Below are 24,873 nucleotides of genomic sequence, written 5' to 3'. Positions count from 1 at the left end.
CGAAATGTTATCGATGGAACAAACAAATGCCGGCGTTAATATCGAAGCTTTGAAAATCAGCTTCTATGGCGCAGGCTCGATGGCGGAAGCTATCGTACGCGGACTTATTAATCAAAACCTGACAAAACCGGAGCAAATCTCGATGCTGAACCGCCAAAACGCGGACCGGCTGAATGAACTAAGCGAGAAATACGGCGTACAGACGGTATTGAACGGTACGACAAACGAGCAGTTTATTCAGGATGCGGATATTGTTTTCCTGGCGATGAAGCCTAAGGACGCGGTCAGCGCGATTTCGTCCATCAAGCACCTCCTTTCGGATAAGCAGCTGATCGTCTCGGTTATTGCCGGTCTGTCGATCTCTTCCATTGAGCGGGTGCTTGGCAGATCCGCCCCTATCGTTCGGACGATGCCCAATACCTCGAGCACAATTGGCCTTGGCGTAACGGGAATGAGTTATTCGGGCAGCGTGACGGAAGAGCAGCGCAAGCTTGCGGAAACGATGTTCGCTTCAATCGGCATTAACGCGGTTGTCGAGGAATCGCTGCAGGATTCGATCGTTGGCGTGTCGGGCAGCGGCCCGGCTTATGTCTATTTCTTCATGGAAGCGATGATGGAAGCCGCGGAGAAGCTTGGCCTCCCTGCTGAACAAGCCAAGGAGCTGATCGTTCAGACCGTGCTTGGCGCTGCCGAGATGGTCAGAACAACCGGCGAGGAGCCGGCTGAGCTCCGCCGCAAGGTTACTTCCCCTAACGGCACGACTCAGGCTGCAATCGAATCGATGGCGGCTAGCGGATTAACGGAAGCCGTCGTGCGCGGCATGCTGCGTTCGGCAGAGCGCGCCGGCGAAATCGGAGCAGATATTGAAAGGAGCACGTTGTCCTAATGAATCAAATGTGTGTTGCAACTTACCGCTGCTTTGACGAGAAAGCGGATTTCGATAAAAAAGCATTGTCCATCGCCGTTGGCTTGACGGTTGGCAGCTGGACGGAGCTCCCGGAGGCACGCAAAGCCGAGATGGAAAAGCATCTAGGCAAGGTATTGTCGGTTAACGTGCATGAAGAAGCAGGCGGCGAGCGTTACGCCGATATCCAGATTGCGTATCCGGACATCAATTTCAGCCGCGATATCCCCGCTCTGCTCGTTACGATTTTCGGCAAGCTGTCCATGGACGGCAAAATCAAGCTGATTGATCTGGATGTCTCGGAGCAATTCCAATCCGCCTTCCCTGGTCCCAAGTACGGCCTGGAAGGCGTACGCCAGCTTCTTGGCGTTCACGACCGCCCGCTTCTGATGAGTATTTTCAAATCGGTTGTTGGCCATGATCTTCCGAACCTGCAGGAGCAATTCTATAAGCAGGCGCTTGGCGGCGTCGACCTTATCAAGGATGACGAGATTTTGTTCGAAAACCCGCTTACGCCTCTGGAAAAGCGCGTGGAAGTATGCATGGAGGCGGCACGCAAAGCCCAGCAGGAAACCGGTCAAAAGCTGCTGTACGCGGTTAACCTGACAGGACCTACCTCGCAGCTCGCAAGCCAAGCCCGCAAAGCTATCGCAGCGGGCGCGAATGCTCTGCTGTTTAACGTATTGTCTTACGGCTACGATGTGCTGCACGAGCTAAGCAAGGATCCGGAGATTAATGTGCCCATTGCGGCGCACCCGGCAATGGCGGGCGCCTTTTATCCTTCTCCGCATTACGGGATCAGCGCTTCCGTCCTGCTTGGCAAGCTGATGCGCCTGGCAGGCGCGGATCTTGTACTCTTCCCTTCCCCTTACGGTTCAGTCGTTATGCCGAAGGCTGAGAACCTGGCGGTAAAAGAAGCGCTTCTAGCGCCTTCGGATACGCTCCGGACGAGCTTCCCTGTACCTTCGGCCGGCATCCATCCCGGACTTGTTCCTCTTATACTGCGCGACTTCGGCACGGACGTGGTCGTTAATGCCGGCGGCGGCATCCACGGCCATCCGATGGGCACGGCGGCCGGCGGCAAAGCCTTCCGCAGCGCGATTACGGCAGCAATGAACGGCGTACCGCTTCGCGAGGCAGCGGCGCAGCCGGGTAACGAGCCGCTTCAGGCGGCTATAGACGCATGGGGGATTAAGGAATGACAACAGCCAAGAAACGCATCATCTTCTGCGACTTTGACGGAACCATCACCGTCAACGATAACATTGTAGCTATCATCAAGCATTTCAACCCGCCGGGCTGGGAAGACATTGCAAATGCGGTTCTATCCCAGAAAATCTCGATCCGCGACGGCGTTGGCCAAATGTTCCGCCTCCTCCCGACTTCCATTCGGAAGGAAGTTGTGGAGTATGGCATTCATAACGTGCAAATCCGTGACGGCTTTGCCGAGCTGCTCCAATATTGCAAGGAAGAGCAGATCGAATTTTACGTGACAAGCGGCGGCATCGACTTCTTTGTGTATCCGGTGCTGGCCCGCTTTGGTATTCCGGAGGATCATATTTACTGCAACGGCAGCGACTTCAGCGGCGAGCAGATCGAAATTACATGGCCGCATCCATGCGATGAGCATTGCAGCAATGACTGCGGCATGTGCAAAACAACGATTATGCGCCGATTCCCGGCAAGCGTTTACGAGCGGATTATTATCGGCGACAGCGTAACCGACTTTGAAGGCGCCAAGCTGGCCGATACGGTCTTCTCCCGCCATCATCTGACCGATAAATGCAAGGAGCTTGGTCTCCCCCATACCGAATTTACAACCTTCCATGACATTGTGCATGAGCTGAAGAAAGAAAGGATCGTTTAATATGGCTTTTACCGATATTAAGCTGGAACAAAAGCAGCAGGCGCTCGCCGAGCTGCGCAGTGTTAAGGAACTGTTCGCCTCCCGCGGCTGGTTTGCCGGAACAAGCGGCAACCTCTCGGTTCGCGTAGGGGATTTCAACCCTGACGAATTCTATTTCGCCATTACGGCAAGCGGCAAGGATAAAACGGTACATACGCCGGAGGATTACCTGTTCGTCGACAAGAATGGCAAAGCTTGCGAAGCTACAAGCCTGAAGCCTTCCGCCGAAACGCTTATTCACAACGAAATCTACCGTTTAACGGGTGCAGGCGCTATTTTCCACGTTCACTCCGTGTACAGCGCCGTTATGTCCGAATGGTTCTGGGAGCGCAGAGCGGTTCCCGTAGACGGGGTAGAGCTGATTAAAGGCCTGAACATCTGGGAAGAGGAAGCGCATATCGATATTCCGATCGTCTCCAACTTCGCCGAGATTCCGCGCATTGTGCCGGAAGTGACGGAACGCCTCGACAAGAGGATTCCGGGCATTATTCTTCGCAAGCATGGCATTTACGCCTGGGGGGCGAACGCCTTCGAAGCGAAGCGCCATATCGAAGCGTTTGAGTTCCTGTTCGAATACGTTTATCGCTGGGAAATGCTGAACGGCCGCAAATGATCAGAAAGTGAGTTTTCAGGTTGAAAAGCTATATTTTCTAAACTGTTAAAGCGAAAAAGCTGGTCAACTCGTTGGATACGAGATTGGCCAGCTTTTTCATTTACCGCTATGCAATTAATAATTCCGGGTTTTGTTATACGCTCTCTTCGACTGCAGCCATTAACTCTTCCATCTTGAACAAGGAGCGGACTTCGAATTCCGCCTCTTCCAGATTGGCTCTGCCAGCCTTTTCGTTCTCGATGACGCAGAGCACCTCTTTCAGCTCCGCATCGTGGTTCAACAAATCCGCTGCGCTTAAGAGCACCTGTCCGCCCGTCGTGATGACATCCTCGATAATACAGACCTTCTTGCCCGTAATATCGATTCCTTCCGCCAATTTGCTTGTTCCGTATTCCTTCGCTCTCTTGCGGACGAAGACGACCGGAATGCCTGTTTTGAGGGAAAGCGCAGTGGCAATCGGAATACCGCCCATTTCAAGCCCGGCTAAAACTTCCGTTCCTTCCGGAACAAGGGGTGCAAGCTGTTCTGCGATCGCAGCTAATAGCACGGGATTGGATTCGAACAAGTATTTATCGAAGTAATGATTCGAGGTTTTACCTGAGCGAAGCTTGAATTCTCCCGTCAGTCGTGACGTTTGCATAATTTCTCTTGCAAGCTCTGTTTTGTTCATCTACAGTCCCCTTCTTCCTAAAAAGTGAATTCCCCTAAACATACGCCGTTTGAAAGTTTAGCAAATCTTAAAGGAATTGTCTATGCGGCTAAAGAGAATTTTTTAAATCGAAGTCGATTGATAATCATCCTTCAATAATTGCTTTGCGACGTAAAAAATCTGGCCCATGTGCTCCGAGTAATGCGTCGCGCATTGATGCAGCATATCCAGATTGCTGCGTTCCTTGCCGCGGACAGGCTGCGTCTGCTCCAGCTGCTCATCCGACAAGGTGCGAACGGTATCTATCACAAATTGAAAGCGTTCCTGTATCGTTCTTGTCAGTACTTCACATGTTAGGAAAGCCGGCTTTAACTCCGCATCCCGGTCTCTTACCATATCCTGAAAAAGAATTCCCTTATTAACCCGCTCCAAAATATTGCCTTCCATATGCCTGATTAACGTCGAAATGGAGTGGCTGTTAGGTCCCGGGCTCCAGTTCACCTGCACGTCATCCAATTGATTAAGCGCTTTCAAGATTCTCTGCATGATCTCTTCGAACTTCCTGATCAACCACATTCGATTAAATTCTTTGTTCATTGTTCATGACCTCCGCCAAAAAAACTCCATCCCACCGGGACGGAGTATAGTAGAATAGACTGCTAGTCACCCTTCAGCATATTGAAGATAGCGCCTGCCGCGCTTCCTTCGTCCTTGCCGCCCGTGCCGAATCCGCGGGGCGCTGCGGCGAATACGCGGCTCGCAAGTCTGCTGAACGGCAGAGATTGAATGTAGACGGTGCCCGGTCCTTCGAGCGTCGCGAAGAATAGACCTTCACCGCCAAACAGGAAGGTTTTCACCCCTTTTACCATCTCAATGCTGTAATTCACGCTTGGCGTAAAAGCCACGAGGCAGCCCGTATCGACGCGAAGCTTCTCCCCCGGATTCAGGTCCTTGCGGATAATCGTTCCCCCCGCATGCATAAAGGCAAGACCGTCGCCTTCAAGCTTCTGCATGATAAAGCCCTCTCCGCCGAAGAAGCCCGTTCCGATCTTGCGCTGGAACTCGATCCCCACCGACACGCCCTTTGCGGCCGCAAGGAACGCATCCTTCTGGCAGATCATTTTACCGCCTGCGGCATGGAGGTCGATCGGGATGATTTTGCCCGGGTACGGTGCGGCGAAGCTGGCCTTTTTCTTGCCCATTCCTTCATTCGTGAAGGCTGTCATAAACAAGCTCTCGCCCGTCAGAATCCGTTTGCCCGCGCTCATCAGCTTACCCATAAACCCGCCGGAGGATTGACCGCTGCCGTCTCCGAAAATCGCTTCCATGTTTATGCCGTCATCCATCATCATAAGGCTTCCCGCTTCGGCAATAACCGTCTCGGAAGGATCCAGCTCAATTTCTACAAATTGCATATCGTCGCCATGAATGTAATAATCGATTTCGTGGTTGCTCCTCAACCTAATCCCTCCTGAACGATAATAAAGCTCTCTCCTATCATACCACTACCATCCAATTATTTCCCAATAAAAAAAAGAAAGCATGCGGCATTCGCATGCTCTCCGTACCCGTTCTTATCCCAAAGCCCGTATCCAGACGGTCATCTCGCCTTTCTCCCGATTGCCCCAAAGATAATACGGGACGGCCGTCAGCCGGACCCGCTTTGAAGCGCGAAGCTTCGCGTACGGGCGATACGGCGTGTCTTCCTGCCAGGAATCCTGTTCGTCCAGCTGCCCTTCGGCTTCGATGACAACCGCTCCGCCCAGCAATTGATCGTCATAATAAGAATGAAGCACTCCGGAGGTAACAAGCGACACCGCCGCTAGCGGGCTTCCGTTGTCCGCTTCCTCCAAGCAGTAGACAAGTGGTCCGCGCTCAATCGCCACCTTGCCGGCATTTGCGCGGATTTGCGGATGTGCGGCCGTCAGTTGAGCCTCAAGCGCCGGCTCCCATTCCGCAACGTCTCCTTGCTGCCAATTACGGCTAACGAGCGCGTATCCATTCTCCACCGCGTATTCCGCTGTCCGGCCGTTAATATTCAGTACAGCTTTCCCTTTGCTCCAGGACGGGATGCGAAGAGCCAACGTAAACGGCGTGCCTGGAACATCGGCCATTTCGAATCGCGCATATCCTTTCCATGGCAGCTGCGACTGCTGCTTTAAGGAAACGGAGCCTGCGGCAAGCTCGAACCGCGCTTCGCTGCCGATAAACAGATGGGTGTAGATCGTATTGCTTGCGGCAGATACCGTGTAAATATAGTCATTCAAGGAGCTGAGCAGACGCGCCACGTTTGGAGGGCAGCAGGAGCAGCCAAACCATTTCTGACGCTCGGCCTTCACATGATGGCGGCCCGGATTTTTCTCGGAGGCTTGCGGCCATACTTCAAGCGGGTTGACGTAGAAGTAATGCTTGCCGTCCTGGGACATGCTGCCGACCACGTTGTTATATAATGCGCGCTCCATAACGTCGGCGTAGTCGCTTTTGGCTTCGAGCTTCAGCATCCGCTGCGCAAAGAAGATCAGACCGATAGAAGCGCAAGTCTCCGCGTATACCGTATCGTTCGGCAGATCGTAATCGAACGAGAATGCCTCGCCATGATGCGTGGAGCCGATGCCGCCCGTAATATACATTTGTTTTCCGGTCATGTTGCTCCATAACCGCTCGCAGGCTTCAAGAAGCTGCTTATCCCCGGTCAATCTCGCCAAATCCGCCATTGCGGTATACATATACACGGCGCGGACCGAGTGGCCGACCGCCGCTTCTTGCTCCCGAACCGGCTTGTGCGCCTGGTTGTATGCCAGCTGCTTCACGGTCGGAATTGGGCGTTTGCCTCCGGCCCATAAGCTATAGCCATCCCGCTGCTTCCCTTCTTCCACAAGGAAGTTCGGCTCCGTCCCGCGTTCGTCAATAAAGAACTGGGCCAGCTTCAAATACCGTTCTTCCCCAGTCGCCTGATGCAGCTTGACCAGCGCAAGCTCGATCTCCTGGTGGCCGTCATAGCCTCTCAGCTTTCCTTCCTCCGGGCCAAAGACCGAATCGATATGATCGGCGAACCGGCTCATGACGTCAAGCAGCTTGCGTTTTCCCGTCGCATCGTAATAGGCAACAGCCGCTTCCATCATATGGCCCGCGCAATACAGCTCATGCGCCTCATAAAGATTGGTCCACTGCTTGCCCGGATCTTTTATCGTGAAATACGTATTCAAATAACCGTTCTCATGCTGCGCCATCGCGATAAGATCGATTACTTCGTCAGCGGTACGCTCCAGCTCGGCATCGGGATGATTCGCCAAGGAGTAACCAACGGCCTCCAGCCATTTCGCCACGTCGCTGTCCTGGAACACCATGCCGCCGTAAGGATGCTCTTCAAGTCCTGCCGCGACACGGAAATTACGGATGGCATAGCTTGGCTCCGCATCCGCGATCCGGTCGTTTAACGCTTCCCATTGGTAAGGAATTACGGTCTCGCGCACCAGCTCCGTAAAGCGGTTCCAAAAAGCATCCTCAATATGTACCTGACTGCTTCCCAGCCGTCCGTTAAGTTGCTTCGCCATGAAAGTTCCTCCTGCTCGAATATAAAAGATTTGATTCTTGCTATTTTCTAGTTTATTCTCGAGAAGACAATGAAACTACAAGTAAAACAACCTTCCTTTTTATAAAATATTACACTGACAGGAGATGGTCTATCCGTATGACTCACGTATCCCTGCAGCTTCCTCCCATGCCTTATTACATCGCAACCGGGCAAACCTCATACAAGCCCGGCGAACAGCATCCCAACCGCCGCAACTTAGGTTTGTTTGATCTCCTTTGGGTGACTAAGGGTACCTTGTATATCGGAGAGGAAGACAAGCAGTGGGAAGTTTCGGCCGGGGAGACGTTGCTGCTTCTGCCGGACCGCTATCACTATTCGACTAAGCCTTGCGACAACGAAACGTCGTTTTATTGGGTACATTTTGACTTCAACGGTGAGTGGAAGGAGCATGCATCCGATGCCGCCTCCCCGCCTCTGCCCTTGCGTCACGCCTTTGAAAATCCGTATTTCATCCAGATTCCCAAATATGCTGCGCCGTATGAGTTTACGCTTGCCGAGCGGCATCTCGCTCAGCTGCTGGCTTATGCAAGCGAGCATCAACGAGGCGTTTATTGGCAGGAGCATCAGCTCTTTATCGAGCTGCTGGGCTTGCTGGAGGAACGCAAGGACCGCGAGAGCACGGACTCTCCGGCCATGAAGCTGGCAAGCAAAACGGAAGCTTATATCCGTCAGCACTATCAATCGGAGCTGACCAACGCGGTACTGGCAGAGGCTCTTCATTTTCATCCCAATTACATCGTCAGGTGCATGAAAGAAATCTATCACTGCTCTCCGATGGACTATTTGCATCAATACCGGCTCGAGCAGGCCAAGCTGCTGCTCGTGAAGACCGAATGGTCCATCGCGGTTATCGCCGACAAGACGGGCTTCCGCCATGCCCCCTACTTCTCCAACTGCTTTCGAGCATACACCGGCACATCGCCGCTTAAATACAGGAAGCAATTCTCGCGCTAACCGAATGAAAAAAGCCTTGTACTCCTTCTTCAGGAGGCACAAGGCTTTCGTATAATGAAGATGAGTGCTATCCGCGCGGTCCGCGAAACTTCTGGGAATGGGCTCTTGCTTCGTCCACGTTCGTAACCCGGTTTCGTCCCCATTCGATCAGAATCCGGTCGATATAACGGAAATTGAGCTTGCCCGCAAACACGGCTTCCTTCAAGGCAAACCGGATCAGCTCATCCGCATAACGGTCCTGGTCCAGCCATCCGGATATCGTCTCGCATTCCATCGGCGATAACAGACGTCCAAATTCCTGCTCGAACACCGAGAATATGTTCCCCGGATCCGTCGCCCGTTTCACGGTTCGCCGCTCCGTTCTCCGGGTCTCCCGTTTCTCTTCGGCCGCCCATTCGGCAGCCTTGAGCAGCCAGCCGCTCCAATTATATTGCTCGGATTGAATTCCCGTTACCGGATCAATCCGCTCGTCGATGGTCAGGAAGCCTTCTTTCATCAAACGGCCAATCGTCTGCTCAATATCTCTTGTCGTAGAGCCGGTACGCTCCGCCAGCTGCTCCATCGTCGGAAACTCGACACCTTCCGCTTCCCCGAACAGCATCAGCTGCAGCAGCAGCATGGCTTCCGTATCGGATAAATTCAATTGGCGGTAAGACCGCAGGAGCAGTGCAGATACATGCACGCCTCCTTCTTTCATGACGGCCGCCATCCCCCGCGAATAGGCCTTCCACATGTCCTCATTGCTCATGCAACCGATCCCTCCGCTACCTTAACTACTGTCATATTCGATTAGTTAGACTCGCCTTTCACGATTTTGTACGTATCGCGGGCAATAAGCAGCTCCTCGTTCGTTGGCACAACCAGCACCTTTACGCGGGAAGCATCCGTAGAAATTTCGCGGACGTCCTTGCTGCGGATATTGTTGCGTTCCTCATCCAACTCAACGCCCAGGAACGAGATGCCTTCGCAAACGGCTTTGCGAAGAACGTTCGAGTTCTCGCCAACGCCTGCCGTGAACAGAATAACGTCGACGCCGTTCATCGCGGCGGCGTAAGCTCCGATATATTTTCGGACGCGGTACGTGTACATATCAAAGGCCAGCTTGGCATTTGCGTCGCCTTCGCCCATTGCTTCCACGATTTCGCGCATATCGCTGCTGATGCCGGAGATGGCAAGCATACCGCTATGCTTGTTCAGCATGGAATTTACTTCGCTTAAGGTTAGATCTTCCTTGTTCATGACATACGGCACGATGGCCGGATCCAGGTCACCGCTGCGCGTACCCATCATCAGGCCTTCCAACGGCGTCATCCCCATGCTGGTATCGAACGATTTCCCGTCCATAATGGCCGTTGCGCTTGCCCCGTTCCCGATATGGCAGGAGATCACCTTCAACGATTCCAGCGGCTTGCCCAGGTACTTGGCAGCCTGCTCGCTTACGTATTGATGCGAAGTTCCGTGGAAGCCGTAACGGCGCACTTTATGTCGGCGGTACAGCACTCTCGGAATAGGGTACAGGTAGGATGTATTAGGCATAGTCTGATGGAAGGCGGTATCGAATACAACCACCTGCGGAACGTTCGGCATATTCGCTTCTACCGCGTTAATGCCCATCATATGGGCCGGGTTATGGAGCGGAGCAAGATCAAACAGCTTGCGGATTTCCTGCTTTACGTCAGCCGTTACAAGCGCCGAACTCTTGAACACTTCGCCGCCGTGCACGATCCGGTGTCCAACCGCATCGATTTCTCCCATCGAGGCAACGACGCCATGCTCGGGATGAGTCAGCATGTCGATAACCTTTTTAACCGCCGTTATATGGTCAAGAATTTCGCTGACTTGCGTAACGTCCGGCTTGCCGGGAGGTTCATGGGTCACGATCGAGGAATCCATGCCGATTCTCTCTACGCGCCCGCTTGCAAGCACCGACTCGTTCTCCATATTATAGAGCTGATATTTCAGCGAAGAGCTGCCTGCGTTAATTACGAGTACTTTCATCTAGATACGGTCCCCATCCTTGTCATATTTGAAAAATCCGACGCCCGACTTCACGCCGAGATGTCCTCCGCGCACCATCTTCTTAAGGACGATAGACGGACGGTACTTCAATTCCCCGTACTCGCGGAACATCCGGTCAAGGGCGGCAAGGACGGAGTCCAGGCCAAAGCGGTCTGCCATCTCGAACGGTCCGTTCTGGAACGAATAACCGATGCGCATCGCATTATCGATATCTTCTGCCGAAGCTACGCCTTCCTCGAGAACATGCAGCGCTTCGTTAATGAAGAGGCAGATCAGACGGGTAGTCACAAAACCTGGCGATTCGAATACCATAATCCCTTTTTTCTCGATAACCTCATCCACGAATTCTTTCGTTGCGCCGAACGTAGCATCGGAAGTTTTCAAACCGCGGACAATTTCAACGAGATCGATCTTGGATACCGGATAAATAAAGTGAAGGCCGATAACGCGCTCCGGATGGCTCGTTACGCTTGCCAGCTCGGTCAAGCTGAGCGTGGAGGTATTGCTGGCGATAATGACGTTTTGGTCGCACATCTCGTCCAGCTTCTTGATTACCTGTTTTTTGCTTTCCAAATCCTCGGTGATGGATTCAATAACCAGCTCGCAAGAGGTTAAATTTTCATAGTTTTTGCATGTATGGATACGATTCAAAATCAGTTTTTTCTCGGCCTGCGTCAAAGCCCACTTCTCAATCTGCTTATCCAGGTTGAGTTCGATCATCTGCATTCCGTATGTTAAGCGTTCCTCCGAGCTTTCGATTACATACACATCCAGCCCTTTAGAAGCGAGCATTTCCGCAATTCCTTGCCCCATTGTACCGGCGCCGATAACGCCAACTTTTTTGATTGCCATAATTCTGTCGATTCTCTCCTCGTATGTTTTTCTCTTTTTCTAAACGTTATTGAGAATAATTCTCTCTTCCTCGCATCCATTATACCCTTTTTCAGACAAAGAATGAAGGCAGGAAGATGAACGGATCTTGAACACCTCATGAACAACGCATGAACGATTTATGCGCTTTTCCGATTAATTATGTTGACACCAAAAAATGAACGGCAGCTTAACCTGAACTGCCGTTCATTACGGTTTGCGACTTCTTATGCGCTTTGGGACAACCGGCTCAGAAGAGCGCGGAAATCGTCGCCGCCAAGCGTTTCTTCCTTGATCAGCACATCCAGGGACTGAACGAATACTAGGCGTCTTGCTTCCAGCATCGCTTTCGTCTTGTCCATCAGCTCATCCAGAATCGAACGGGTAATGTTCGCCCATTTATCCGGCGTCATCATGTTAGCGTCAATGATGCCAAGCTCGGTAAGTCCCGATTCCACCATGGTGCGAACAATGTTCATCGCCTGGTCGAAATCTCCTCGGGAGCCGGTGCTTCGGCCGCCGTAGAAAATCTCTTCGGCAGCGGCGCCGCCAAGCGCGATCATAATCTGGCTTTCCAGGAACTCCTTCGTGTACAAGTAGCGGTCTTGCTGCGGGTTATGCCGGACATAACCAAGCGCTTGACCACGCGGGGATAAAGCAACCTGCGACACGCTTCCCGGCCGAACAAGCTCTGCAGATATAGCATGGCCAAGTTCGTGAAGCGCAACACGCTCGCGCTCTTCGGCCGTAGCTTCGCGATCCGTTTTCTCGCCCATCATCACCTTATCGATAGCCATTGCCAGATGCTGTTCCAGAATCGTCCCGCTTTGCTCGCGCATCGCGTAGATGGCTCCTTCATTCATCACGCTCTCCAGCTGGGCGCCGGAGAAGCCAAACGACTCGGATGCGACCCGTTCCAGGTCTACCGATTCGTCAAGCGGCTTGTTGGCCGCATGAAGACGCAAAATGTGAAGGCGGCCTTTCTTATCCGGCAGATCGACCCCGATGTGACGGTCGAAACGGCCCGGGCGAAGCAGCGCGCTGTCCAGCATCTCCTTGCGGTTCGTCGCGGCGATAATAAGGATCCGCGGCGCTTCGTCGGAATGAATGCCGTCCATTTCCGTCAGCAGCTGGTTCAGCGTCTGGTCGTATTCCCGATGCTGTCCGCCGTCCCGCTTGCCGCCGATAACATCGATCTCGTCAATGAAGATAACGGCGCTTTTCTTGCCTGACTTTCTTGCTTTCTCTCGAGCTTCCTTGAACAAATCCCGAATACGTCCCGCACCTACGCCGACATACATCTCGACGAATTCACTGCCTGACGCGGCCAGGTAGATGGAGTCCGTATAATGGGCTGCTGCCTTCGCAAGCAGCGTTTTGCCTGTTCCCGGAGGGCCCGTAAGCAGGATCCCTTTCATCGGGCGAATGCCAAGCTTTGCGATCTCGTCCTGTTTAACCAGGAAGTCCAGGGCCTCGGTAAGCTCTTGCTTGGCTCTGTCCTGGCCGCCGATCTGATCAAAGCTGATCGATACCGAGTGAATCTGCTTGCCGCGCTTTGACCCTGGCAGAGCGGTCATGCGTCCTTTGCCTCCGCGCGATGCAAACCAGACTCCTCCCGCCAGAGCGGCAAAAATCAGGAAGGGAAAAATATTTAATCCTCTGAAAGCAAGGAAAACAACGGCCATCAGCACAAAACCTGCCGTAATCTCAATCCAATACTTACGCATTAGCCGACACCTCCAACATAGCGGGAGTGCGTGGAAGCACGACATACTTCGTCGATTTGCCATCCTTCAGCGTAATATACACATTGTTATCGTCAAGAGCGGTTTCGTATTTAATGCCTGCATGATCAGCGGTTGCCTTCTGCAGAGCATTCGGAATTTCCGAATAGTTCTTCTTCTCCATCGCTTCGGCCACGTCAAACAATACCGAAGACCAGACCTTCTCCAATTGCTCGCTTGGAGCCTGATTCGCGATATCGAGCGATAATTCGCGGCTGCCAATCGCCTCTTTGCCTTCTTTGGCAATGGATTCGTAGACGTCCTTCAAATTCGCGTCCGGCTTAAGAGTAACCTGCAACGAGACGCGGTTCTGATCTATAGTTGGGGTATTCGCCGAGGCGATACCATCAATTTGTCCAATAGACTTCTGAAAAGGAGAAACAACGGCAAACTGCTTGTATAGCATCCATCCGCCAAAGAGCAGCAAGGCTGTCGCTAGAGCGGAGAGCACGAAAGGGACAATACGAAGTTTCATAGTTGGTTTCCTCCTCTATATCTGTTATATAGAAACACTGACGTATATCAACTCTGCCATACGAAAGTATATCATATATCAGCATCAAAGAGGCGGTGTAAAAACAGGAAGCGGAGCCAGCCGCGTTATTGCGGCTAGCTCGCTGTTTTGGCGGGAAGATGATATTCGGTCACGTACGTGCCGCTGCGGAAATCATAGAAATCGTAGCTGTATTTCTCGGGATTCTTGCCTTGCGAATAGAACACTTCCCAAACCAGCTGACCGTTTAAAGTTCCCGGCTGAATGCGTTTAATCGCCGCATCCGGTTTCTTCTGCAAGACGGCTTTCTTAACGGTATCTTTATCCGTTGCTTCGGAGGCTTTAACCGTTTGAACGGTCTTCTCTGAACCGATCAGCCATACGTAAATTTCTTCTTTCGCGTCATTCTCGCCCTTCACGATCCACGATGTCGTATCCCAAACCTGCTTCGTGATGGATGATATCTCGGTCAGACCGGCTGCTTCCTTTGCCTCTTTCCGGATCGGATTCTCCGAATCCCAGAACGGCTGCTGAATCGTATTATAGTACATGATGACTACCGCAATTACAGCAACCAGGGCGACAAGGAAAACAGCCAGCCAGCGCTTCGGGCTCATCACCGGCTGACGTTTTCTCGTTGTCGCTCTCATTTTGCGCTTAGCAGCCGTTCAAAGCTGGCTTGAGCCTCGTAACGGATCTTTTCCTCGTCCATCGTCGTGCATTCGCCATTATGAACAACCTTCTTGCCGTCTACCCATACATGCTTGACGTCACGGCCAGACCCGGAATATACGAGATGGGATACGATATCCGTGAGCGGATAGTAATGAGGCTGATCCAGATCAATCGCGATAAAATCGGCCTTCATCCCTGTCGCGAGCTTTCCGATGCTGTCTTCCTGCCAGATCGAACGGGCACCGTAAACGGTTCCCATGCGCAAGGCTTCCATTGCCGGAATGACCGTCGGATCTCCGGAGATTCCCTTATGGAGCAGCGCCGCGAATTTGATCTCTTTGAACAGGTCCAGGTTGTTGTTGCTTGCAACGCTGTCCGTGCCAAGAGACACCGTCACTCCTGCGCGCAGAAGCTCCGGAACACGGGCTACTCCGCTTGCCAGCTTAAGGTTGCTGACAGGGTTATGGGATACGGCAACGTTGCGTTCAGCCAGCAGGGCAATTTCTTCATCGTTCAAATGGACGGCATGCGCGACAAGCGCCGGCCGCGAGAAGAATCCAAGCTTGTCCAAATGCTCGACTGGACGGGAGCCGTAGTCTCGGACATTTTGCTCCACTTCGGCAAGCGTCTCGGACATATGGGTATGAACCGGCAGATCGTAATCATGGGCAGCTTGTACAAACTTCTCGATATAATCCGGCGGGCAAGTATAAGGGGCATGCGGAGAAATCATCGTTGTGATGCGGCCATCCGCCTTCCCGTTCCAATCGCGGGCAAAAGCAATCGCTTCCTTCAGCTTCGCTTGCTGGATCTCCTCCGAACACAACCCGATGACGCCGCGCGTCAGTGCGCCGCGGATCCCCGATTGCTCAACCATTTGCGCAACTTGATCCATCCGGTCATACATATCGACAAAAGCGGTTGTCCCCGTCCTCAGCATCTCCACGATCGCAAGCGCGCTGCCCGCCCGCGTATCCCGGTCGACGTATTTGGCTTCCATCGGCCACATCTTCTGCTCCAGCCATACCTGCAGATTCTGGTCATCCGAATAACCGCGCAGCAGCGACATGGCGGCATGGCCATGCGTGTTAATCAAGCCCGGCATAAAAGCCAGCTTGCTGCCGTCAAGGCGCTCCGCTTGCTCATCCAGTCCGGTTGGAGGCTCCGCTCCGATATATGTAATTTGATTGTCCGTGACGACCATATGGCCGCGGAAAACCGCATTAGCGTCGTTCATTGTCACAAACAGGCCGTTATCAATCCACAACTGCGCCATTTTCCTGCTCATTCCTTTCCTTCTCCAGATAATAAGCCAAGCTAAGCAATTCCCTCGTAAAATCCGCATGGTGAATGCGGATATGCTCGGGTAAACGCAAGATCGCCGGCGCAAAATTCAGGATGCCTTCGATTCCGGCCTCCACGAATTGATTGGCTACGTTTTGCGCTTCCGGACCGGGCACGGTAATAATGCCAATGCGGATATTGTTTTCTTGAACGGTCTCTTTCAGTTTGTCCATCGGCAGAATGGTCAGATTGTTGATCATCGTGCCGATCTTGCTGTGATGATCGTCGAAAACGGCGACAATTTTCATGTTGTCCTTGGAGTACTTATTGTAATTGCATAAGGCATGCCCAAGATTGCCGGCGCCAACAAGCGCGACGTTAATCCGCTGGTCGAGCTTCAATATCTGCTGAATTTTCTCTATCAGATAAGAGACGTCGTACCCGATACCTTTACGGCCGAAGTCGCCGAAATAGGCAAGATCCTTTCGGATTTGCGCGGGATTGAGGTCCAGCTTGAGGCCTAGCTCCTGCGACGAAACCGTCTGTACTTCCCGGTTGTACAATTCGTTAAGCACCTGCAGGTAGATGGGAAGCCGTCTGACGACGGCCTCCGAAATTTTCGCCTGCTTCACCCGATTTCCTCCTCTTCCGATTGCAGCCATTCCCGCATCCGCGGTACCATCTGGTCGATATGCATCGTTTCGATTTTTGGACCAGGCAGCGAATAGAGGAAGTGCTTGCCGTAATACGTATCAATGACGCGCGTGTCGTAGATAATAACGATTCCTTTGTCCTTTGCCGTGCGCACAAGTCTTCCGAAGCCTTGCTTGAAGCGGATAACCGCTTGCGGAATCGACAGCTTCATGAAAGGGTTCTGCTTCTGCTTCTGCAAGAGCTCCGATTTTGCTTCGACAAGCGGATGATTCGGCGGCTGGAACGGCAGGCGGACGATAGCCAGGCATGTCAATGCTTCGCCAGGGATGTCCACCCCTTCCCAGAAGCTGCTTGTGCCGAGCAGTACCGTCTCCGGCTGCTGGGTGAACCGTCTTGTCAGCTTCGTCCGGTTGCCGCTGTCGATGCCTTGGCCAAGCACTTGAATGCCCGAGCCCGCCAAAGCTTCCTTAAGCGGTTCGTAGACCTGCTTAAGCATCCGGTAAGAGGTGAACAACACAAGCATGCGGCCTTTTGTCTCCACCGCGGAATCGGCAAGCGAGCTTACCAGCATGGAGATAAACTGCGGGTCGCCCGCCGAACCCTTCAGGGTCGGGAAATTGCGGGGAATAATGACCAGCGCCTGCTCCCTGTAATTAAACGGCGACGGCAGCTGCACGGTTTTCAGCCGATTGTTATCTTCGAAGCCTTCCAGACCGAGCTGCTCCTCCGCATATTGAAACGATTTATGAACGGACAAAGTTGCCGAAGTAAGAATAATGCTATCCTTCACGTCGAAGAAATATTGTTGAAGCTGCTTGCTTACGTCAACCGGTACCGCGTACAGATGGACGGAGCGGTAGCGGTAAGTCGTGCTTGCCTCGATCCAATAGACCTCGGAGTTCTGCTCCATCTTGAGAAACGTACGGAGATCATCCTTTACCCTAGTCAAATCGCGGACGACGCCGTTCAAATCCGTAATCAGGCCTTGTATGGATGGATCGTCAAGCCGATCCTTGATATCCGATGCCATTTTGTCAACCGTCTTCACAACGCGGCTCAGTTCGGTATGCACGTTATTCTCAATCGTCAGTACGTCGTCCCAGCCCTTGGGAGGCGTATCGCTCCGCAAACGGCAAACCGCCTGACCGTTATCGTTTCCTGCCTCGCCCGACTCCCCTACAAAGGCATACAGCAGCTCAAACAGCTTATCCCAGTGCTCCTTCACGTCCTGAAACACCGGTATAACCGTATCGATCGTTTCCGTCCAAGCCTGAACACGCTCGTCATCCTCCTGCTGAAGACGAAGCCTAAGCGCGGGGAGCAGACCGGAACGTGCATCCTTAAACAGCCGCGTGGTCTGATGAGTCAACGAAAAATAATTTAATTGCATGCCAAGATGCTTGCCCGCTACTTCTTCCACATGATGCGCTTCGTCAATAATCAGGTGGCTGTAGCTTGGCAGCAGGCGGTGATCCGCTTGAACATCCGTGAACAGCATGGAATGATTCGTTATGCATACATCGGCGATATTAGACTCATGCTTGGCGCGATGGTAATAGCAGCGCTTGAACCACGGACATTGGCGGTTGAGGCATGAATCCGCGTCGCTTGCGACGGTCGACCAGAAATCCGCTCCTTTATTGCCGAAATTCAGCTCTTCCTGATCGCCGGTTTCCGTTTCGCTGAGCCAAACAACCATTTGCGAAGCCGTAATGGCATCATCAATGGGAGCAACTAGATCCTTTGCATTGATTTTACTTTCAAATTTCCGCAGACACAAATAATTGCCTCTGCCTTTGAAGATCGAAGCTCGGAAATCAAAAGGTAAAATCTCGCGAAGCAGCGGAATATCCCGCTGGCGCAGCTGCTCCTGCAGATTGATCGTATGGGTGCTGACTACGATTTTGCTATCCTGGTGAATCCCGTAATACAGCGACGGAATCAAATAACCAAGGGATTTCCCTGTGCCCGTTCCCGCTTCAATCAGCAGATGCCGGTCATTGCACAAGGAATCGTATACCTCGCGGAACATCGTTGTTTGCGCTTCACGCTCTTCGTAATTCGGATACTTTTCCATGAAACGCTGCCGGATGCCGTCCAAATATTGCTCGAAGGAAACATCCTTGAGCGGATCCTCCTCCTGGTCGGCGCGGGCAGGCTGTTCATCGGTCCATTCCCCGGCTTTCAGCGCGAATTGGTTGAAATACTGGTACGCATTCATATCGATGGAGGTATGAAGCTCGGCATATTTCAACGTTTCGGCCATAAACCAGCTCAGATCGCTTCCGTTGTCTATAAGAAAGGATAGCCGCTGCAAAGTAAGCAGCGGCAACTGTCTGAGCTTCTGTACGGATTGAGCAAATAATTCGGCCGTCGCTATCGCGTCGCTGTCGGCCCGGTGATGCTGATCATGGGCAATGCCGAAAAGCTCGGTTACGGCGCCTAGCTGATACGTCGTAATCGACGGGTACAATATTCTTAGCAGCTCAATCGTATCCAGCCGCCGACCGATAAACGGATGGTAACCGCACCGGTCAAGGGCCTGATTCAAAAATCCGGCGTCAAAGTTAACGTTGTGAGCAACCAGCACGGCATCCTCCAGATGGGGGATGAGCTGCATAAGCACCTCATCCAATTCTGGAGCGTCCGCCACCATAGCGGCGTCAATGCCGGTCAGCTGCGTGATGAAGGCCGGGATTTCTATTGTAGGGCGTACGAAGGAGCTGTAGGTTTCAACGATTTCGAGGTTATCGTTCAGCACGGCCAAACCAACCTGCAAAATATCGTCGCTGACGCCATGTCCCGTCGTTTCCAGATCCAATACTGCGTATTTCATTACGTTTCTATCCCCTCATAAGCAGCAAAGCTCGGTACTGCCGAAAAATAAGGATAATTGCTGCGGCGTTTCTTTACAACATTTCAAATTGTTTAACGGGTCCTTGAAGCTGGGGCAGGTTTCGTAAGCCTTTAGGAAAAACTGCTCCGCCTGCTCTAAATTCATGTAAATCGCTTGAATGCACCCAAGGGCATTATAGCCTAAAGCACGCCACTTCGGATAGTCCGTTAATGAAACCAGCAACTGGAAATGCCGCTGCGCCTCACTCCAATTTTGCAGATGCATATGCGTCATTGCCAGATACAGCCGGGCCAGATTACATTCCGGAAGGTAAGATACAGCGGATTGAAAATGAGTGGCGGCATTGGAAAACATAAATAATTTATAATACCCCTGCCCCTTCGAGATCATCATCGCGTACTCGTATGGCACTTCCATATCGAGCTCCGCATTGTAAGCTTCCTCTGCCGAAACCTGTTCATGTTTCCCTGCCTGGTTGGCAGAATGCATAGTCTGCGGCGGCGCAGTTGGCTTCTTGGCTGGCGACGGCGCCGCCGGTTCAGCTGCCGGTGAAGGCTTAGCAGGCGGTTCGCCAAGCTCCGTGCTGCTCTCCATCGCCAGCATGGGCGGCGGAATCATTTGCGTCACGGTGCCTTCCAAGGCAGCTGCATGCTGCTCCACGAAACAAGAAAACTTTTCCTCGAAATCAATCCAGTGCTCGACGAGGGAATCGCTCATTTTCTTGAGCATCACAAGCTGCTCGTCGAATTGGGCTTTCTGCTCGCCGGTTGCCGTTGGATAGGCTTCAATCAGGTGATCCAGCATTTCGTTCATGGCTTCGAACATTTGTTGAAACATTACGCATCCCGCCTTCACCAAAGAATTGAGGAGTGTTATGCTCATTCTTTGTTTCGGGAGTCCTTTTCATACCCCATGCCATTCGTTACATAGAGCTGGAACCCGGGCTTTACAAAACCGTCGCGTGGATTTCCTCGGACAGGCTTTTCAGCGGGCGGTTATCGCTGTCCAGAATCGTTACGATCGGCTTATGCGCGCGAGCTTCTTCGTTGGACATGGAAGCGTAAGAAATGATAATGACTTGGTCTCCAGGCTGAACCTGACGCGCAGCGGCGCCGTTCAGGCAGATAACGCCGGAGCCGCGTTTGCCCGTAATGACATACGTTTCAAAACGCGCGCCGTTGTTGTTGTTTACGATTTGCACCTTTTCATTTTCCCAAATATCGGCCGCATCCATCAAATCCTCGTCAATGGTGATGCTGCCGACATAGTTCAGGTTCGCTTCCGTTACGGTAGCCCGGTGCAGCTTCGATTTCATCATCGTTCTATACATGATTTTTCACCTCGGTAGTTGGTACGAATAGGGCATTGTCAATGAGGCGCGTAGTGCCAAATTTAACGGCAAGCGCCAAAATATATTTACCGCTCTGGGCAGCAATTGGCTCGCCCCAGGCTGGCAGCTCCAGAGAAGGATAAGTCAGCCATTCCGCGTAGTCGATATCGGCTTGGCTAGCTTCACTGATTTTTGCTTTCACCCGTGAAAGAAGTTCCTCAGGCGTAATTCCTTTCTCTTCTACCCACGCTTTGGCTGCCGCAAGCGACTGCGACAGGACAACAGCCTGCTGACGCTGCTCCGCCGACAAATAAACATTGCGCGAGCTGAGCGCAAGACCGTCAGGCTCGCGCACAATCGGACACGGTACGATCTCGACCGGAATATTCAGATCGTCGGTCATTTGCTGAATAACGGCAAGCTGCTGGGCATCCTTCATTCCGAAATAAGCCCGGTCCGGTTGAACAAGATGAAACAGCTTGCTGACGACCAGGCCAACGCCGTCGAAATGCCCCGGTCTGGAGGCCCCGCACAAACGATCCGTGAGCTGGCTAACAATAACCGAAGTGCGCGGCTTCGAAGGGTACATTTCCTTCACGTCCGGCATAAAGACGATATCGATGCCGTTCTCCTTCGCAATCGCGAGATCCCTCGCCTCATCGCGCGGATAGCGCTCGAAGTCCTCGTTAGGACCAAACTGCATCGGGTTAACAAAAATGGATAATACAGAAGCGGTGTTCTCCGCAACCGATTGCCGCATCAGGCTGGCATGGCCTTCATGCAGGAATCCCATCGTCGGCACTAAGCCGATTGTCGCATTGTCGTTAGATTTTCTAATAGAAATAAGTTCGTTTTTGAGTTCAGCTATGGTTCGACACAAAATCACGCCCCTGAGACTCCTCTCTGCTTGCTTGACTGTTGTTTGTATCAGTTGCTTCTCCTGCGCCATACAAATGATTGATCGCTGCCGGCTTGGCGCCAAACGTATGCTCTTCAGCCGGAAAAGCTCCCGCTTTCACTTCATTGACATAGCTGCTAATGGCACTCCGGATCGTGGAGCCGATATCCGCATAGGTTTTGACCATTTTTTTCTCGATATAAGGAGAATAATATTGCAAAATATCATGATAAACGAGCACCTGGCCGTCGCAGCCGCGGCCTGCTCCGATCCCTATTGTAGGAATGGTCAGTTCTTTGCTGATCGCTTCCGCAATCGGTTCGGTTACGAGCTCAAGAACAACCGCAAACGCTCCCGCAGCCTCAAGCGCCTTCGCATCCTCCATCAGCTTTTCGGCTTCCTTTTCCAGCTTGCCCTGCACTTTGTAGCCGCCAAGCTGGTGCACGGATTGAGGCGTCAGGCCGATATGCCCCATAACCGGAATTCCGGCTTTTACGAGTGCCGCTACTTCGGGCGCAATATCCGTACCGCCCTCCAGCTTAAGCGCCTGGGCTCCGCCCTCCTGCATCAGACGCGCTGCATTGCGGAGAGTTGTTTCGCGGCCGATGCCATAAGTCATAAACGGCATGTCGGTTACGATAAAGGTGTTTTTCGCACCGCGCGCTACGGCGCGTGTATGATAAATCATATCGTCGAGCGTGACCGGAATCGTCGTGTCATAGCCGAGTACGACATTGCCCAGCGAATCGCCGACCAGAATAACATCCAGTCCGGCTTCCTCTGCCAGTACGGCAGACGGGTAATCGTAAGCGGTCAGCATCGAGATTGGATTTTTGTCCTGCTTCATCTTCTTGAGGTTGGTAATCGTTAGACGTTTCCTCATTACGCTTCATCCCCTTTTAAGTTTTAGGATAAACACAAAAAAACCTTTTAGCCGCTGCTAAAAAGGTTCCCGAACGAAAAAGGAAACGTATGCTAAATAATTGCTTCCTTCTGTCTCGGTCCCTACGGCTCAGAGCAGAGTGTGCCTTGCTTGTTTACAACATTTATTACCCTTTGCAGTGCAGCTCTTACCAGATACCGCCTGCTTTCTTTATAGTAGCAAAAAAAGGCGTGCCCGTAAACGCCTTTAGCGTACGGGCTCGCCCATTTCGGCGGAAAACACGACAACCGTGCTGCCGTCCTCTTTGCGAACGGTTAAAGCGCCGCTTGCATCGAGGCCAATCGGCACGCCGTCGATCGTTCCTTGCGGAGTGATTAGCCGCGCCGGCTTGTTTAGGGATACCGATAACGCTTCCCAAAGCGTAATAACCGGAGCAAATCCTTTGTCCAGATAGAGGAAGTACAACTGCTCCCACTCCTGCAGGAAATCGGTTATAACCGTAACACGGTCAAACCCGTCCCCTCCATTGGCGATTCGAAGAGAAGTAACCTTCTCCAGCATTTCCTCCGGATAATCCGTCTTCTCCAAATTTACGCTTATGCCAATTCCGGCAATGACATAACGGAGACGTTCCTCTTCCGCCGTGGATTCCAGCAAAATGCCGCTAATCTTCTTCCCTTCGATCAGCAGATCATTTGGCCATTTGATCCCAATTGGCAGCGCTGTAAGCCGGCGTAAGCTTCGGCATAAGGCAACGGCGGTAAGTAGCGTTAATTGCGGGGCAAAATGTATAGGCACGGAAGGACGAAGCACCATGCTCATCCAAATGCCCTTCCCCTGCGGCGATACCCAGCCGCGGCCCATCCGGCCTCGTCCGTTATGCTGCTGCTCCGCGATCACCAGCGTCCCTTCGGGAGCGCCTTCTTCCGCCAGCTTTTGTGCCAGATTTTGCGTGGAATCCACCGTTTCATGCCACTCGATCGAGCTGCCGAACACCTTGGACCTTAACTCGCTTATCAGCTTGGGAACGGACAAGGTATCCGGTGAAGACAACAGCTTATAACCAAGCCGTCTGGACGCTTCAAAGACGTATCCAAGCGATTCCAGCTTCTTGATCTGCTTCCATACGGCTGTCCTGCTGACGCCGAGCTCATGGCTGATCATTTCTCCGGACACGTATTCGCCGGGATTTTGTTCAAACAATTCAAGCAATCGGTTAGTTGACATCGTTATCGATCCTCGATATTCCATATTTGAGCTTGCTTTAGCAAAGCATCCTTCTCGTTGGGCAGCTTGTCCAGCGCAACCTCGAGCAAAAGACGCTTAAGCAGCTGGCCCGTCCATGCTCCCGGTTCCATGCGAAGTCCTTCCGCCAGTTGTTTGCCATTCAGCTTCAGCTGCTTTAACGTTATGGCGGTCATGCCTGCCAGCCATTTATCAAACAAATTGCACAGGTGATGAAGACTATGCTTATTATCCCATGCGATTATGGTAAGCCATCTACGGGATGCTTCTTCCCCATATTGAAGGACCGTACTTGTCCAGACATGCCGCAGATCGGCATTCCGATTCTGTTGATTCATGGCGGATTGGACGGACAAAACGGACAATATGGCGTTCATCTTCCGCGCAGGCAAACGCAGCGCCTCTAACGTTTCTTCCGCATCGCGAAGCGTGATCCCTCCTGTGATTAATAGCGCAGCATAACGGGTTTCCGGTTCATCCAGCTTGTTTAAATCACAATAATGGGTACTCTGCACCTGATCTAGCTTTTCTGCAGCAGGCAGGACCGTTCCGGTATTCTTTAGCAGCTTGCAGGCAGCGAGCAATTGCAATGCCCTTCCGGGATGGGCTCCGCCAATCATGCGGTCCAGCTCGGCTTGAACCCGCTCCATCGCAATATGCCGAAGCAATCCCCGATGCTTGATTAGCGCTCTCCAGGTAGAGTGAGCAATCGTGAACTCAAATTGCGAGGCAAACCTGATCGTCCGCAGCATTCTCAGAGCATCCTCCTGGAACCTGGCGTCCGCATCTCCTACGCAGCGAACGGTTTTTCTCTTGAGATCGGAAAGCCCGCGAAAAGGATCGTATAGCTCCCCTTCGGCATTCATCGCCATTGCGTTTATCGTTAAATCGCGGCGCAGCAAATCGCCGTCCAAGCGGTCGATGAACTCGACCTGCAATGGGCGGCGATGCTTCTCGTATTCCGATTCCGTACGGAAGGTCGTCACTTCATAAGAGCCGCCATGCTGGAGAACGGTCACCGTTCCATGCTGAAGTCCCGTCGGAATGCAGCGCGGAAAAATAGACATAACCTGTTCGGGTCTGGCCGACGTCGCGATATCGACATCCTTAATCGGCAGTCCCATAGCGGTATCCCTTACGCAGCCTCCGACAAATACCGCTTCAAAGCCTTGCTGCACAAGCGCTTCAAGCACAGGTAATGCCTGGAGCATAAGGTTAGGCAAAGCGAAGCGTGCTTCCATTGGACTCAAGCACTTCCTT

At 52.5% G+C, this 24,873-nt stretch carries 24 protein-coding genes; 5 read left to right on the top strand and 19 right to left on the bottom strand.

Annotated features, from left to right (window positions below):
• Positions 1 to 4: 4 nt before the first annotated feature.
• From proC to mtnB, 4 genes are read left to right on the top strand one after another with little or no spacing between them, the layout of a single operon-like run.
• Positions 5 to 886: a pyrroline-5-carboxylate reductase gene (gene proC, locus FHT67_RS05860; RefSeq protein ID WP_167196345.1), complete on the top strand. Its 882-nt coding sequence runs from the start codon at positions 5 to 7 to the stop codon at positions 884 to 886.
• Positions 886 to 2,106 (top strand): 2,3-diketo-5-methylthiopentyl-1-phosphate enolase, encoded by a 1,221-nt coding sequence (locus tag FHT67_RS05855; protein WP_167196344.1) that lies wholly within the window; start codon positions 886 to 888, stop codon positions 2,104 to 2,106. Before proC ends, FHT67_RS05855 begins: the two co-directional genes overlap by 1 nt.
• Complete coding sequence (locus FHT67_RS05850) at positions 2,103 to 2,771, top strand: 2-hydroxy-3-keto-5-methylthiopentenyl-1-phosphate phosphatase (RefSeq protein WP_132304797.1); 669 nt, start codon at positions 2,103 to 2,105, stop codon at positions 2,769 to 2,771. The genes FHT67_RS05855 and FHT67_RS05850 overlap by 4 nt, the downstream gene beginning before the upstream one ends.
• 1 nt (position 2,772) lies before the next feature.
• Positions 2,773 to 3,423, top strand: a complete 651-nt coding sequence (gene mtnB, locus FHT67_RS05845) for a methylthioribulose 1-phosphate dehydratase (protein ID WP_132304795.1) — start codon at positions 2,773 to 2,775, stop codon at positions 3,421 to 3,423.
• 133 nt (positions 3,424 to 3,556) lie between these two features.
• On the opposite strand, the gene pyrE is transcribed toward mtnB, so the two are convergent.
• The 4 genes from pyrE to FHT67_RS05825 all read right to left on the bottom strand — a co-directional run bounded on the left by pyrE (position 3,557) and on the right by FHT67_RS05825 (position 7,626).
• Positions 3,557 to 4,093 carry an orotate phosphoribosyltransferase gene (pyrE, locus tag FHT67_RS05840; RefSeq protein ID WP_132304793.1) on the bottom strand — a complete coding sequence of 179 codons (537 nt, stop codon included), beginning with the start codon at positions 4,091 to 4,093 and terminating at the stop codon, positions 3,557 to 3,559.
• A gap of 102 nt (positions 4,094 to 4,195) precedes the next feature.
• Positions 4,196 to 4,669, bottom strand: a complete 474-nt coding sequence (locus FHT67_RS05835) for a DinB family protein (RefSeq protein ID WP_167196343.1) — start codon at positions 4,667 to 4,669, stop codon at positions 4,196 to 4,198.
• A 62-nt stretch (positions 4,670 to 4,731) separates the two neighbouring features.
• On the bottom strand, positions 4,732 to 5,532 hold the full coding sequence (locus tag FHT67_RS05830; RefSeq protein WP_132304789.1) for a TIGR00266 family protein: 801 nt from the start codon (positions 5,530 to 5,532) through the stop codon (positions 4,732 to 4,734).
• A 114-nt stretch (positions 5,533 to 5,646) separates the two neighbouring features.
• Positions 5,647 to 7,626, bottom strand: coding sequence for a glycoside hydrolase family 127 protein (locus tag FHT67_RS05825; protein ID WP_167196342.1), 1,980 nt, complete (start codon positions 7,624 to 7,626; stop codon positions 5,647 to 5,649).
• A 137-nt stretch (positions 7,627 to 7,763) separates the two neighbouring features.
• Here FHT67_RS05825 and FHT67_RS05820 point away from each other — a divergent pair, with 137 nt between their 5' ends.
• A complete protein-coding gene (locus FHT67_RS05820) occupies positions 7,764 to 8,621 on the top strand; it encodes a helix-turn-helix transcriptional regulator (protein ID WP_132304786.1) in 858 nt (285 codons plus the stop codon).
• A 67-nt stretch (positions 8,622 to 8,688) separates the two neighbouring features.
• Here FHT67_RS05820 and FHT67_RS05815 read toward each other — a convergent pair whose 3' ends face one another.
• From FHT67_RS05815 to FHT67_RS05745, 15 genes are all read right to left on the bottom strand, one after another.
• Positions 8,689 to 9,369, bottom strand: a complete 681-nt coding sequence (locus tag FHT67_RS05815) for a DnaD domain-containing protein (RefSeq protein ID WP_132304784.1) — start codon at positions 9,367 to 9,369, stop codon at positions 8,689 to 8,691.
• 41 nt (positions 9,370 to 9,410) lie between these two features.
• Entirely contained in the window at positions 9,411 to 10,619 is a 1,209-nt protein-coding gene (locus tag FHT67_RS05810) for an acetate/propionate family kinase (protein WP_167196341.1), read from the bottom strand.
• Positions 10,620 to 11,492, bottom strand: a complete 873-nt coding sequence (locus FHT67_RS05805; RefSeq protein ID WP_167196340.1) for a 3-hydroxyacyl-CoA dehydrogenase family protein — start codon at positions 11,490 to 11,492, stop codon at positions 10,620 to 10,622.
• 245 nt (positions 11,493 to 11,737) lie between these two features.
• Positions 11,738 to 13,237 carry an AAA family ATPase gene (locus FHT67_RS05800; RefSeq protein ID WP_167196339.1) on the bottom strand — a complete coding sequence of 500 codons (1,500 nt, stop codon included), beginning with the start codon at positions 13,235 to 13,237 and terminating at the stop codon, positions 11,738 to 11,740.
• Positions 13,230 to 13,769 carry a hypothetical protein gene (locus FHT67_RS05795; RefSeq protein WP_132304776.1) on the bottom strand — a complete coding sequence of 180 codons (540 nt, stop codon included), beginning with the start codon at positions 13,767 to 13,769 and terminating at the stop codon, positions 13,230 to 13,232. Before FHT67_RS05795 ends, FHT67_RS05800 begins: the two co-directional genes overlap by 8 nt.
• A gap of 134 nt (positions 13,770 to 13,903) precedes the next feature.
• The gene (locus FHT67_RS05790) at positions 13,904 to 14,437 is read right to left on the bottom strand and encodes a cell wall elongation regulator TseB-like domain-containing protein (RefSeq protein ID WP_167196336.1); all 534 of its coding nucleotides are present in this window, start codon (positions 14,435 to 14,437) and stop codon (positions 13,904 to 13,906) included.
• Positions 14,434 to 15,750, bottom strand: coding sequence for an amidohydrolase (locus FHT67_RS05785; RefSeq protein WP_481856675.1), 1,317 nt, complete (start codon positions 15,748 to 15,750; stop codon positions 14,434 to 14,436). Before FHT67_RS05785 ends, FHT67_RS05790 begins: the two co-directional genes overlap by 4 nt.
• Positions 15,719 to 16,378 (bottom strand): redox-sensing transcriptional repressor Rex, encoded by a 660-nt coding sequence (locus FHT67_RS05780; protein WP_132304772.1) that lies wholly within the window; start codon positions 16,376 to 16,378, stop codon positions 15,719 to 15,721. Before FHT67_RS05780 ends, FHT67_RS05785 begins: the two co-directional genes overlap by 32 nt.
• A complete protein-coding gene (dinG, locus tag FHT67_RS05775; protein ID WP_132304770.1) occupies positions 16,375 to 19,236 on the bottom strand; it encodes an ATP-dependent DNA helicase DinG in 2,862 nt (953 codons plus the stop codon). The genes FHT67_RS05780 and dinG overlap by 4 nt, the downstream gene beginning before the upstream one ends.
• A 15-nt stretch (positions 19,237 to 19,251) precedes the next feature.
• Entirely contained in the window at positions 19,252 to 20,094 is an 843-nt protein-coding gene (locus FHT67_RS05770; RefSeq protein ID WP_167196333.1) for a hypothetical protein, read from the bottom strand.
• 109 nt (positions 20,095 to 20,203) lie between these two features.
• On the bottom strand, positions 20,204 to 20,587 hold the full coding sequence (gene panD / locus FHT67_RS05765) for an aspartate 1-decarboxylase (RefSeq protein WP_015844046.1): 384 nt from the start codon (positions 20,585 to 20,587) through the stop codon (positions 20,204 to 20,206).
• The gene (gene panC / locus FHT67_RS05760) at positions 20,580 to 21,473 is read right to left on the bottom strand and encodes a pantoate--beta-alanine ligase (RefSeq protein ID WP_167196330.1); all 894 of its coding nucleotides are present in this window, start codon (positions 21,471 to 21,473) and stop codon (positions 20,580 to 20,582) included. The genes panD and panC overlap by 8 nt, the downstream gene beginning before the upstream one ends.
• On the bottom strand, positions 21,448 to 22,368 hold the full coding sequence (gene panB, locus FHT67_RS05755; protein WP_167196327.1) for a 3-methyl-2-oxobutanoate hydroxymethyltransferase: 921 nt from the start codon (positions 22,366 to 22,368) through the stop codon (positions 21,448 to 21,450). Before panB ends, panC begins: the two co-directional genes overlap by 26 nt.
• Positions 22,369 to 22,614: 246 nt before the next feature.
• On the bottom strand, positions 22,615 to 23,595 hold the full coding sequence (locus FHT67_RS05750) for a biotin--[acetyl-CoA-carboxylase] ligase (RefSeq protein ID WP_167196324.1): 981 nt from the start codon (positions 23,593 to 23,595) through the stop codon (positions 22,615 to 22,617).
• Between the two features lie 2 nt (positions 23,596 to 23,597).
• Positions 23,598 to 24,854: a CCA tRNA nucleotidyltransferase gene (locus tag FHT67_RS05745; protein WP_243866985.1), complete on the bottom strand. Its 1,257-nt coding sequence runs from the start codon at positions 24,852 to 24,854 to the stop codon at positions 23,598 to 23,600.
• Between the last annotated feature and the right edge of the window lie 19 nt (positions 24,855 to 24,873).

Source organism: Paenibacillus sp. BK720, from assembly GCF_011761545.1.
GTDB lineage: Bacteria > Bacillota > Bacilli > Paenibacillales > Paenibacillaceae > Pristimantibacillus.
This window is presented reverse-complemented; position numbering and strand designations above follow the sequence as displayed.